The organism is Lysinibacillus sp. OF-1, from assembly GCF_028356935.1.
In the GTDB taxonomy this organism is placed as follows: domain Bacteria; phylum Bacillota; class Bacilli; order Bacillales_A; family Planococcaceae; genus Lysinibacillus; species Lysinibacillus fusiformis_D.
Genome location: NZ_CP102798.1, coordinates 2,063,407 through 2,077,282 on the forward strand (window position 1 = coordinate 2,063,407; position 13,876 = coordinate 2,077,282).

At 33.4% G+C, this 13,876-nt stretch carries 9 protein-coding genes; all 9 read left to right on the forward strand.

The genetic code is table 11. The annotated features are described in order from the left end of the window. The first annotated feature begins 93 nt into the window (after positions 1–93). The 9 genes from NV349_RS10020 (at position 94) to NV349_RS10060 (ending at position 13,380) form a co-directional block, all read left to right on the forward strand. Positions 94–2,049 carry an AraC family transcriptional regulator gene (locus NV349_RS10020; protein WP_271913246.1) on the forward strand — a complete coding sequence of 652 codons (1,956 nt, stop codon included), beginning with the start codon at positions 94–96 and terminating at the stop codon, positions 2,047–2,049. A gap of 572 nt (positions 2,050–2,621) precedes the next feature. Continuing rightward, on the forward strand, positions 2,622–3,209 hold the full coding sequence (locus NV349_RS10025) for a hypothetical protein (protein ID WP_271913249.1): 588 nt from the start codon (positions 2,622–2,624) through the stop codon (positions 3,207–3,209). Positions 3,210–3,521: 312 nt separating this feature from the next. Beyond that, on the forward strand, positions 3,522–4,082 hold the full coding sequence (locus NV349_RS10030; protein ID WP_271913251.1) for a hypothetical protein: 561 nt from the start codon (positions 3,522–3,524) through the stop codon (positions 4,080–4,082). 846 nt (positions 4,083–4,928) lie between these two features. After that, positions 4,929–5,888: an ETX/MTX2 family pore-forming toxin gene (locus NV349_RS10035; RefSeq protein ID WP_082673669.1), complete on the forward strand. Its 960-nt coding sequence runs from the start codon at positions 4,929–4,931 to the stop codon at positions 5,886–5,888. 505 nt (positions 5,889–6,393) lie between these two features. Next, a complete protein-coding gene (locus NV349_RS10040) occupies positions 6,394–7,440 on the forward strand; it encodes a Fic family protein (RefSeq protein WP_058843103.1) in 1,047 nt (348 codons plus the stop codon). 708 nt (positions 7,441–8,148) lie between these two features. Next, a complete protein-coding gene (locus NV349_RS10045; protein ID WP_058843104.1) occupies positions 8,149–8,811 on the forward strand; it encodes a response regulator transcription factor in 663 nt (220 codons plus the stop codon). Beyond that, positions 8,804–10,249 carry a sensor histidine kinase gene (locus NV349_RS10050; RefSeq protein ID WP_271913256.1) on the forward strand — a complete coding sequence of 482 codons (1,446 nt, stop codon included), beginning with the start codon at positions 8,804–8,806 and terminating at the stop codon, positions 10,247–10,249. The genes NV349_RS10045 and NV349_RS10050 overlap by 8 nt, the downstream gene beginning before the upstream one ends. 85 nt (positions 10,250–10,334) lie before the next feature. After that, a complete protein-coding gene (locus tag NV349_RS10055; RefSeq protein WP_271913257.1) occupies positions 10,335–12,071 on the forward strand; it encodes a methyl-accepting chemotaxis protein in 1,737 nt (578 codons plus the stop codon). A 232-nt stretch (positions 12,072–12,303) separates the two neighbouring features. Beyond that, entirely contained in the window at positions 12,304–13,380 is a 1,077-nt protein-coding gene (locus tag NV349_RS10060; protein WP_271913259.1) for an EAL domain-containing protein, read from the forward strand. Positions 13,381–13,876: the final 496 nt, after the last annotated feature.

The window sequence follows — 13,876 nt, forward strand, 5'->3', positions numbered from 1 at the left end:
CTGAATGAGAATGATAATCATTGAAGCTGTATGATCTATGGGAAGGAGCAATCTAATGGACAGGATCAATAATGTTCATTTCGTGGCAATATTATGAATATAAGCGAAGAAATTCAACTGTGGAATCAAGTCGTCATTCGTGTACTGGACATTCGGGTAAAACGACTTGGGCGTGGTGACGAAATTCGTAATTATGTAACACCAGCAAGCACGTTTATGTTTGTGGCAAATGGACGGGCTGAGCTGTGGGTAAACGATGAAGTATGGCTATCCGAACGGTTTCATTTAATACATATCGGCAAGGGGCAGCGGATAACGGTTCAATCTACTGACTTTCTTGACATCTACATGATTTTATACAATGCTTCTTTGCCAGCTTCAGCATTGCGGGAGTTTCATATGATGATGCAAACAGACAATCCATTTATGAAAAGTTGGGCAGTGTCGCCATCCGAACCGCTCGTTATGTTGGAGAGGCTAGAAACAATGTTGAGCGATTGGCAACAAATAGATAATGGGCAGATAGACAAAGAGAAAGATATGAAGGATGTCCATGAATTAAGAAGATTGAAGGCTAAGGGGGAGTTCATCCGTTTCGTCCATGCAGCGTTACAGGAGCGGATGGAGCTTGCACACGCCCCAACGTTGGCTGAACAAGTTGTCCGCTATATCGCAAGGAATTATCGTGGAATGATTTCCATGGAGCAGTTGGCCCATCAAATGAATTACACCCCACAGTATGTTTCAAGGAAATTTAAAGAGCAGATGGGATGCAGCCCACTTGATTATACGATTCGATTACGCATAGACTTGGCACGAAATTTGCTGTGTGATACCGAAGCGACGCTACAAGAAATAGCTGCTTATGTTGGTTATCCAGACACAGTCTATTTTAACCGTATGTTTAAGAAACAAACAGGTATAACTCCAGGGGAATATCGCAGGCAATACCAGTTTGTAGGTTCGAAAGATACTATGAATTGGACAGATTTGTCCATTGTTGCTCCACATCCAGCCATGTATCATTTAAACGGTAATGATATTCATTATCAATTAATGTTAGATGGAGGAAATGATATGGCAATGAGTAAAAAAAATATGTTAGCGATGACACTATTGTGTCTAACAATGGTTACATCGGCATGCGGGACATCATCAGAAGGGACAAAGGGAACTAGTGGCGCAGCCAAATCTGATCAATTGAATGCAGAAGCACCTGCCAATATCGAAATGCGAACAATTAAGACCGCTCTCGGAGATGTGGAAGTGCCTGCGCATCCACAACGTGTAGCAGCATCGGCATTTTTAGGTACCGTGTTGGCACTAGACGTCCAACCAGTGGCATCTGATTTTTTATTGATGGAAAGTCCGTATTTAGAAGGGATGCTTGACGGTGTCACTAATGTGGGAGATTCGCTTGAAGCACTGGTTGATTTGAAACCAGATTTAATCATTACAAATATTAATAAAGAAGAAACAGTGGACAAATATTCGCTCATCGCGCCAACAGTGGCTATGCCTTATAATAGCTTTGAAAGTATTCAGGAGGAAATGCGATATTTCGGTGATTTATTAGACAAAAAGGATGTCGCTGAACAATGGATTACCGATTTTGAGAGTCGCACAAGTAAGTTACATGATGAAGTTCAAGCTGTACTTGATGAGGGAGAGACTGTCTCCATCATGCAGGAGTATGATGGAAAGGTATTCTTATTCGGGCCGAAGTCTGGACGAGGTGGGCGAATCATGTATGAAATATTGGGCGCGAATCCACCTGCTACGATTCCCGAACATATGCTAGCTGAATCATTTTATGAATTTTCACTGGAATTGCTTCCTGAATATACTGGAGATTATTTGGTTTTAACAACAGAATCGACATTGGAGGAACTACAGGCTGATCCGATTTGGGGTAACCTGCCTGCGATTCGCGATGGAAAAGTATTCTTGTGGACTGAAAGCCAGTCATGGTTTAGAGACCCAATTGCTGTAGAAGGGCAAATAGACAATTTAGCTAATTGGATTTTGGAAGCTGCCAAAACAAAATAGATATTGTAGCGTAAGAACTGACTTACTTAGGCTAAGTAGCTGAAAAATATTGTCTTCTTCATCATCTCGTTTTTCCTCTATTATTTAAAATGAATTTAATCCCTTTACAGATTCCTAACAAGGCTCTAGAAAGTAACCGATTAAAAGTTGCTTTCTAGAGCCTTCCCTTGTCACAATTTCCTATGTATAGATACCTCGTCTGCTTTTTGCAAATTTTAACGTATGATGATAGGTAAAAATTAATAAATTGTGACAATTGATGCTACCTTTTATTATTTTATTGCATCCTTCTGCCCTAAATACAAAATAAACAATATATTTAGGGAAAGAAACGATTAAAAAACGATGAAAAACAATCCATATGTCTTTATAAAAGATAGTTTAAACCCTTTTTTGTGAAAATTAGTGACATTTAATATGATATGTACATTAGGTAATCTATGAACGCCCCCTAGCCAAAAGATCAAAAGTGTACACACTCATTGGTGATGGCACGTTGTATGGATACGGTTAACGTTCATAAATGGGATAGTATAATCAGAAGTTCTATAGTATAGGAGGTCAAATGAAAAATGAATATTAACAACGTAAAAGGAATGATGAATTACAATAATGTATTACATGGTACAAATAATAAGTCTAAGTTCAATAGTATCTCGAATCAATTTAATCATTTCAAAGATGCAGTAGAACTCTCTAGTACAGGGAAAACAGTGATGGAAACACTTGATAAGGGCACAGCAATCAAAACGACACTTTATGTAGATTCCTATACCTATAACCAAATTTTAAACTACACTACCAATAATCCTGAATGTCAATGGAGTGAAATGGGCTTTGATGGTGAAAAACGTTGGGTTGTTGTGAATGGACAACGTTTTGAGTGTCCATTAAGCGAAAAAGAAAAAGCAGCTAGAAAAAGGGCGCAACTTACACTTTTAGATTACATGGAGGAACATCGATTACAGAAGGAGAAGACTAGGCTAAAACATAAAAAATATGAGCAAATAGACATTGATTTTACCGGTACATCTAATGCTAGTATTCTTGGAATTGATCCTAAAATCGATCATTTATTGAGCAATGAAAAAGCAATAAACATGCTTAAAGATATTTCTAAATATACAAATGGAAAGATCTCTTTATCGTCTAATATATAATTACTTTTTTAGACCGAATTGTAATTTAGGTAATCGTTGATAACTAAATACAGTTTTCTGTTGGATGTCAATCAGAGCTAGTATACTTTAAAGCTTTTACAGTTTGGAACGCCTCTTTTAAAGGCGTGTCTATTCGTTTTTAACAATATAAAATGAGTTCTACAAATACTAGTAACTATATGCATGAATCAATCAATGTAACAACTAGCTACTAATTTAGCTATAAGGTTCTTAAATACGAAGCATAAAATTTTCGATTCTATCCCATTCTTTGTGTATCAAAATAGTACTTAGAAAGGAAAGGAGATAAACGTGAATATAAATTCCCTTTCTATCGAAAATCTACTTCTCACACAAAAACTCCTTCAAGAATTGCCTGAAAATAAAACATTAAATTTATCAGAAAAACAAAAAGCTTCTTTCAAACAAATATTAACAGAAGCCCTTCTTAAGAGTTCAGATACAAAAAATTTATCTGATTTACAAAACCAACTGTTTTTAAAAAATCCTACATTATTTAATATGATCAATTTAAATACTCAGAGTGGTTTTCTAAATCTACTCGAAGCTCAATTAGATGAGGATCATTATCTATCCAAAGTGCAAAAACAACTATTAAAAAGTACTGATTTAACGAGCGAAGGATTTATCTCACCTTCTTCAAATATAGTTATTAACACGTTAGTAAATTCTAGATTAAAACCAAATAAAATGGCGGCTAAGTCTCATGTAGACAAGCATAATGCAGCTAAAGCAAAAGCATCATATCCACAACAAATCCCAATAATTTTAAGTACAAATATGGGTGAAATGTTCTCAAGAATTCAGCAAATTACATCTTGTTTTTGGTTTAGAAACCCGTTTTCTTTTTGAAGAAACTGAGGTTTAAATATCTTCTGTCGGTTGAAGAGGCGGTACACCACCGCCTTTTTCGAAGGTATTGGTTTTAACCTTTCTTAGCTTAGTAAGAGACGTTTAAGTTGAACAAAATAGACTGTTTCTTTAAAATTTGAATAATTGTTGTATGATAATAATCTGCTGATTCCAAAATAGCAACAAGTATTCGTCCTATTATCGATTGAATCGCTATTATATACCTCGTAAACTTATTCGATTTTTCACAATTAAGCTTTATTAGAGAATTTCCCTATATGAATCTCTTTTTTGAGAATCCTGCATCTTACTTCCCACTTAGCTACATTACTTCCTGCTACTGCACTCATTTTTTACCTCCTCTAACCACTATACCTTCGTTTGTTATACAAGATATACGTCCCAACCAACCCGCAACATATTTTTACTTTTATTCTTGGAAAATAATAAATTAATCCTTATCGTTCAAGTTGAATTCATTTTTTTGACATTTTAATATTTAAACGAATGGACTGATAAGAATTATGCGTATTTAGCTTCTATTTGTGCTGCGTTTATACAGAATAATAAGCGATTTTTTTAATTTCAGAGAAAAATCAAATCAATAAATTATGACAATTTATGCTAATTTTTATTGTTTTTTATATCCTTCTGCCATAAATACAAAATAAACAATATATTTAGGGATAGAAACTATTAAAAAAATAGTAAAATCAATCCATATGTCTTTATAAAAGATAGTTTTAACCTTTTTTTGTAAAAAATTGTGACATTCGATATTATATTTATATTAAATAATCTATTAATATTAGATATTTAATAAAAAAATATTAGGAGGGTTTCACAATGAAAAATAAAATAATACTGTATGGTGTAGTAACAAGTACTTTATTGGCAGGCGGTCCCTTTTCTAATAATGCAAGTGCTTCTGAAAATCAAGGACTGACGGGGAATAATATTGGAGTTGTTTCAAGCAACATAAAAGCGGCTGAACAAAGTCAAAATAAAAATAGTGCCTATCAAGATATTGATGAAAGAGTGAAAAAGATGTTGATCAGTGCTGCTTTTGATGGTACAGAATATAGATACCACCATATAAAAGATACCGAATTAAACGGTAATATTATAGAAGGGTCTATGATTGAAAACGCTCAAATTTTGACAATTGGAGAAAATATTTTAGAAAATAATCTAGGGCATGAGGTAACGTTATTTACTAGTGGATATGAGCATGAATTTAAGGAAATGACTAGTACAACCAATACTTCAGGTTGGACATTTGGATATAACTACAATGCAACCCTATCTGTAATGATGGTCTCAGCTTCGCAAAGTTTTAGTGTTGATTATAATATGTCCACTTCAAACACTACAGAGAAATCACAAGTTAGAAAGTTCACTGTGCCTCCACAAGGATTTCCTGTTCCAGCAGGGAAAAAATATAAAGTTGAGTATGTATTTGAAAAAATAACAATATCGGGCAGAAACAGACTGAATGCAGATTTATATGGGGACGCTACTTATTATTACAATAATTTACCGATGAGCCCTCAACTTTTATATTCTGCCATGAACTTTGCTTCAGATACTCAAGGATTTGAACGCGTAATTAGAGATAATGCAGAAGGAAATGATCGATTTGGAATTAGAGCGACGGGCGAAGGACGATTTAGCACAGAATTCGGTACACGTTTATATGCTAAAATAACAGATATTACAGATTCGAAAAAGCCCGTAACAATAGAAACAAAAAAAATTCCTGTTAATTTTGAAACCCTTTCTGTGGCTACTAAAATAATTGAATAAGAATAGGAGCATGCAATACCCTTAGCGTATTAAAAGTAAGGGTATTGCATTTTTATATTGCCTCTAAAAATTGGATAACATTTTACATTATCAAAATTTTTATAGCTATAGGTATGTTACAATGAATGGCAATCGAAACGATAGATTATCAATCAACTTTGTGAACAAAACGCTCTTGGAAAACACTAAATCAATCCTTATCGTTCAGGTTGACTTCATTTTTTGTGAAATTTACCCTGGGAGAAATACTTCGATATTCTTGCCTAAAGCATATGAATTATTTTTTGTGACATTTTAATATTTAAACGAATGGACCGATAAGAATTATGCGTATTTATCTTCTAATTGCGCTACATTTATACAGTGAATGAACCAATATAGAATAATAAACGATGTTATTTTTAGTATTTTTGTTTAATTTAATGAAGATTCGCAATTGAAAATAATAATCTGTATGATTGTAACAAAGGAAAAGCAACATGATTTCCAAGAAAGGAGGAACCACATGAGAAATTTTTTCGAAGATCAATATATAAATAGTGGTGAGCAACAAATAATAAACTTAGTTAGTGAAATTAGTGAATATAAAGGAAAGTTGACCGCTTATCAAGAGCAAAGACCTGATATGTTCACTAGGCTTGCAAAAGCGATGCCACTACAATATATAAAAAACTATGTTTCGGTATATGAGGATATAAAAGTTTCTAATAAGCGATTAAAAGAACTTATTTTAGAAGATATGATACCCCAATCGATCTCAGAAGATGCGATATTTTGTTATTATGAAACGCTGACACTTGTACATGAAAAATCTAGTGCTTTCTCTATTAGTCCAGATACTATACAAGAATTGCATTTTCAATTAGTTCATTTTATTACCTCTGACGGTGCAAAATGGCGTCAAAAGCCATTCTCTATCCCGGGAATTCCGGAGAAAGGGATGCACACGATTGTTTATCGTCCTCTTCCTCCTGAAAATATCCCAATGGCTGTAGAACAATTATGCAACCAGTACAATGTATTAAACCATAAAAAAGAGTTACCTACACTTATATTGATAGCTCGTTTTATATTCAATCTTTATTGTATAATCCCATTTAGTCAAGGTAATGGTAGATTAATGCTTATGTTAATGCAATTATTACTAGTAAAAAGCGGACATACATTTGTTAAATATGTTTGTTTAGATGAATATATCAAGAAAAGAGAGGCAGAATACTATGAAGCCGTCTATCAATCATCGGTAAATTGGTATTGTAATGGGCATAATATGAGCTTCTGGTTAAAAACATTCTTATCTATTATTTTAGAGGCTTATAAAAATCTACATAACAGAATACGGGATTCTATATGCAGACATACTAAGATAGAGCGAATTCAGAATTTTATTCTTAATCAAGAACAACCCTTTACAAAAGAATACATTCGAAGTATTTATCCTGATATAGCCGAAAGTACAATTAGTAAAGCTTTAACTGATTTACAAGTAGGTGGTGAAATTAAACTGATTTCAAAAGGGAGAAATGCGTGCTGGATGAAAGTCAAATCTTGAAGTCGGAGGGCTACTAAGTCAGAAAAAATAGTAGTAATGCGAAAAGGAATATTGGAATTACACTGGCCAAGTCACTTATCCATGCTTCACGTTCAACCACTGTGCAAATGGTAGGAATGAAAACGAAATGTGCTAAAAACTAACTGAGAAAAATAACAAATCGTATTGGTTGTAAAACGTTGGTCATTTTATGTTATACCACCTCCTAATGATACTCCTCTTGTTTGATGCCATCTAATCTAAGTGGACATGTTTTAGTTTCTATTGACTCACATAAACTCCCTTCTATCTCTAGATACAAATTCCACGTTCTCCATATTGACGCCAAATAGGTCGAATTTAGTTGGACGATCAAGGTGATATGAAAATAAATTTTTTCAAACGTGCATTCAGTATTAGCAGAATCCACTCATATCTAGCAGGGGGCAACATCTCCTTTTCTTTAATGATTATACGAAGATGAAAGAGTTCTATTTTATAAAAATTCCATGTCATGATGAAGAATACATTCCTCCAAAAAAATCAGCAGATTCAAGATTAAGCCTGTGGATATTTGGGGGAATTTTATTCTATGATGGAACTTATTTTTATGAAATCTAAGTATGACTATAATCGTAGGGTTCATTTATATTTTTTTAGAAAAAACGAGGTATCTTCACATAAACTACAGATTGCGTGGTTATAATGGCTAACTAGGGGGAGATCTTAATGAACTACAAGATTCTTGTAATAGAAGATGATTTAGAAATTCAAGAATTAATTAAGCAGTTTTTGAAGACACAAAATTATACTTTAGCGGTAGCGTCAGATGGAGTAGAGGGAATAAAGAAATTAAATACTCAACCCTTTGATTTAATTCTTCTTGATGTGATGATGCCAAATCTAAATGGATTTGAAGTAGCCAAAATGATTCGTAGTCAATCTAATATACCGATTATTTTCCTAACGGCATTAGAAGAAGAACAAGATCAAATGAAGGGCTTTGATCTTGGTATTGACGATTATATAACGAAGCCATTCTCATTTCATGTGTTGATTAGACGTGTACAAGCCATTCTCAGAAGAAGCAATTATAAAAATCGGGGTAACGATTTACATTTTAATGAACTTAATGTTGATTGTGACGGATACAAAGCTTATGTAAATAAAGAGGAAATATCTTTAACGACAAAGGAATTCGAGATTTTACAACTATTACTTCATAACGAAAAAAAAGTACTTACTAGAGAAATCATTGTAGAAAAAGTTTGGGGATATGATTATTCAGGAGAAACACGGATGATTGATACACATATAAAAAATTTAAGAAAAAAATTAAATATACCCTATATTAAAACAGTCAAGGGTATTGGATATAAAATTGATGAGTAGGATTGTAGACATCATGAAGATGAAAAAAATAACCTATAAACTTTTTATGATTACTTCTCTTATATTGCTATCTTTTGCAGTATTAATTTATTTAACATTATACTTCTTCCTTCCAACATTTTACGAACAATATAAAACAAACCAACTCCAATCAGGTATGGTCGACATCATTAAAAAATCAGAAAAAATAAAATTAGAACATGCAAAAAATCTTTTGGACGAGTACTCCAAAGAAAATAATGCCATCATTTACCTACAAGAAAAGGACGGAAATATTATCTACTCGCCTTCGTTCATGATTCAGGGAAATTCGCCGCCACCAATTATTACTGAAAAAACAACACCATTACAAAATGAAGAAACAGTAAATGCATTTCATAAATCTTTCCCCATTCAATTTCTAGATGAAGGTAATTTAATCGTGAATGTATTTGCTACATTTCAACCTATCGATGAAGCTTCACAGGTCTTAGTACGTTTTCTCCCTTATATTAGCATCATAGTAGTGGGTATTGGATTGGGCAGTGCCTATCTATATTCAAGATTTATTACAAAACCACTCCTTTATATAAATGAGCGTGCGCAAAAGATGGCAAACCTTGATTTTTCCGAAAATATAGTAGTTCGTTCCAATGATGAGTTAGAGGAATTATCTAATAGCTTAAATGAAATGTCGAATAACTTGCAAAAGACAATGAATGATTTACAAATAGCAAATGAGCAATTAAAAGATGATATTGAAAGAGAAAGAAAAATCGAAACAAAACGTAGGGAGTTTTTCACTACAGTTGCACATGAATTAAAAACGCCACTCACTGTCATGAAAGGTTATATAGAAGGGATGATTTATAATATCGGACCTTATCAAAATCGTGACTACTATTTAGAAAAAAACCGTAAAATTATTGAAAGAACAGAACAACTCGTCCGTGAAATTTTAAGTATGTCCAAACTAGAACAAGATACATTTAAAATCCAAGCAAGAGAAATAAATCTCCTAGATTTAATTGAGACTATTACGAAGGACCTCGCTTTTTTTGCATCTCAGAAAAATATTAGAATCATTAACAAAATCCCACCAGATAATTACGTATTTACAGACAGTGATTTATTAGAAAAAGCATTAAAAAATATTATCCATAATGCAATTATGTATTCACCACAGGGAGAAACTGTATATTTAGCATTGACGGAGGATTCAAAACAAAACCAGATTCAAATCCAAATCATTAATACAGGTGTACAAATAAAAGCAGACGAACTACAACAATTGTTTCAGCCTTTTTATAGAATCGAAAAATCAAGAAATAGGAACACTGGTGGAAGTGGCTTAGGCTTATATATTGTCAAACAAATATTTCAATCACTCTCTATTAATTATTCAGTGGATAATATGGAGAATGGTATTCAATTTTTAGTGACATTTCCTGAAAGGTAAATAATTGTTACGAAGGGCAGCTCAAATTTTAGAACCGAATGAAACAGGAATCTTGATTCACTTGAAGATAGGAGATAGATAGATAATGAAGATCAGGGCAAAGTTAATTGTGATTACATTAAGCCTCTTATTCATTCCAAGCTTAATTATCGGCGTAAGCAGTTATTATTCTGCTAAAGAGCACTTGGATGATATGGGAGAAAAAATGCTAAAAAATAATGTTGAAATGGCACTTCAGTTAATTGATGCAATGAATTATGCCGTTCAAACGGGAGAAATATCATTAGAGGATGCTCAAGAAAAAGTAAAACAACATTTAATTGGCGATTTACATAGTGATGGTACCCGTAAAATAACTACTCATGTTGATTTAGGTGAGGACGGCTATTTTGCTATTTACGGATTAGATGGTCAAAGAATAGCCCATCCTTTCGCAGAAGGGAAAAATGCTTGGGAGAGCGTTGATAGTAACGGAATTTATATGATACAAGATATGATAAAAGCAGCAGAAAAGGGTGGGGGTTTTACATATTACGCTAGAGCATTACCGAACCAACCTGATACAGAAGAAGACAAAATAGCCTATAGCGCTTTAGATCCGAATTGGGGTTGGGTGGTAAGTGCTAGTAGCTTCATGGCATCATTTAATCACGGCGTTCAGTTAATTCAACATACGATTATGGTTACACTTGCTAGTAGTGTTGTTATAGGTTTAATCGTTATATTTTTATTTTCAAGACATTTAGCAATTCCAGTTCAGATGGTCACTGATAGTGTTCAAAAGATTGCTAATCAAGATTTAACCTTTAAGCATCTAAAAGTTCAAAATAAAGATGAGTTAGGTCATTTAGCGACAGGAATTAATACGATGACTACAAATTTAAGAGGAATGATTGAATCCGTTTCAAGTTCAGCCGAACATGTGGCAGCTACATCTGAACAACTCACTGCGAGTAGTGAACAAACAAGCATGGCCTCAGATGAAATTACTAAGGCTATTCAAGAAATTTCTACAGGGCAAGAAAAGCAACTGGCTGGTATGGAGGAAGCAAATCATTCAGTTTTACAGATATCATCAAGCATCACAGAAATTACGAAAAATATTAAAGAATTAAGCGATCTATCCATTGAAACTTCTAAGGTTTCTCTTTATGGTAATGAAGTCATTACACAGACAGTGGAACAAATGAATCAAATTAATAGCCAGAACATCGTGACGACTGAAGCAATGCAATTGCTTGAAAGTAAATCACAAGAGATTGGTGAGATTATTAATGTCATTACTAGCATTGCAGCTCAAACCAATTTACTAGCTTTAAACGCAGCAATTGAAGCAGCACGAGCAGGAGAACAAGGGAAAGGATTTGCTGTTGTTGCAGATGAAGTGAGGAAATTAGCAGAGGAATCAGGCAATGCAGCTAACAACATCTCTGCTTTAATAGGTGATATTCAAATGAATACACAAAATACAGTACAAACTGTCAATGAAGGAAAAATGGTAGTGGAAAAGGGGATAGATCATGTTGCGAATGCGGGGAAAACATTTGAAGAAATCGCATTTGATGTAGACCTGATTAACAATAAACTAGCATCTGTCTCTACAGAAATTCAAGATATTAGTGCGAATACAGACATTCTTGTAAATGAAATATGGAAAGTAAAAGATTTTAGCAATCAGTCATCAAGCTATACACAACAAGTCGTAGCGGCAGCGGAGGAACAATCTGCTACGATGATTGAGATGACATTTGCATCCCGTTCTTTAGCAGAGATGTCGCAGGAGCTTCAAAATTTAGTATCGAACTTTAAAACAGATGAATAAATAACGATGGTAAAGGCAGCCATTTAAACTAAATATAGTGAGCTAGCAAATTTCTTGAAGTGGTGATTTGTTAGCTCTTTTTTTGTGCAAGTAAAAGAGCTGAATTATCCACTTTTAACCAATTATTAGTGCTCCACATAAACTTCACATTCAATACACGCCAACTACAGATTCACTTTATAAAATATATTATATGTATAGTAATTTTTTGATAATAATTGGAGGAATTAGGATGGGGACTGGGATAACAAAATTTGAATCAAATCGTAAGTTTGTATTGACGAGTATTGAAAATAAAAAATCTTTCGCATTAGTATATATTACAATCATAAGTTGGCATAATGTAGATACTTTTAATTGTATAGATGAGGTTAAGAGAGAATTAGCAATGTATCAAACAGAGGTTGAATGTTACAGAGTATTTGATAAGGAATATATAGTAGTCTGTAATGTTCAGTCGCAGGCTCTTTCCATTATTAATGATTTATCACATATTGATTATGTAAGGACACACTATCTATATGTACAAGATAGAAGACTTCCAGCGTTAAATTACGTTAGACAAGTCTATTCGCAAAATAAGGATAGTTATGCTGTAAAAGCACCCATTTCACAGGAATGTTTACTATCGAAAGAGTTTGAAATCGTTTTCCAACCCATATTGCACAATGATAGGCAATTATCCTTTGAAGCACTAAGCAGGTGGAAATGCGAAGAACTAGGTTCGATATCACCAGGTGTTTTTATTCCGATGTTAGATAATGAGAGTTTGATAAAGTTAACTAAGAATATTATTAATAAAGCTGTTGATTTGTTGAAAAGATATAATGAGATAGTTTATGTCTCGATTAATTTAACCGCTTCATTAATCAATGATATCACTTGGCTAATGGAGCATTTGGATGACATTAATTTTACGAACAATAAACGAATTGCTTTTGAATTAACGGAGGAAACCCTAATGGGAATCGAGGCGAGAGAAAATTTAAAAGTTATTCGTGAACGTGGTCATATTTTATTAATTGATGATTTTGGTTCTGGCTATTCCAATTTTCAATATATTTCGCTGTTTCCTCTAGATGGGGTGAAATTAGATAGATTGTTTATTGAGAGCAACTCAAATAAAAAGGTAGTTGCATTGCTTACAAAATTTATCAAAACACTAGATTTAAAAGTGATTATAGAAGGAGTAGAAAGCGTTGAGCAGCTTAATTCCTTATCAGAGGCCGAATATGATTCAATACAGGGCTATTACGTATCTAAACCCCTCACTATAAATGAATTGATGCTATTTATGAATGCTTACTAGATAGACAATGAAGCAAAAAGGGAACTCCAGTGTAACTGCACATATAGGATTAACTTGTAAGACAAAATACACCTTAAAAGGAAATGAAATATTATAAAAAGAACATGAGATTGGTTGCTACTACTTTTGATACTATATTTTCTGCATTTGCAGCAAAGTCCCCAACTCAAATTATTGGAAGTAGTGAATTTGTGGTAGATCAAGTGAGTAACCAGCTAACGCTAATGAGATTTCAAAAGAGAAGGTACAAGTCATTTTTAACAAAGCAGAAGCAGAGACATTAACGAAAGAGGAGGCGATAAAACAACTAGGGCGCTTTTCTGAAATAAGAAAACTCCTTTCTCAAATAACGTAAACAATTCTAATATTTTTGTGTATTTATGATGAGAAAAGCGTAAGTTAATAAAATAACCTTTTTATTTATGAGGTTATTTTAAGGGATTTATCAAAATCTATATGGATTGTTAGCTTATCATTCAAATAAGTGACTGATCTA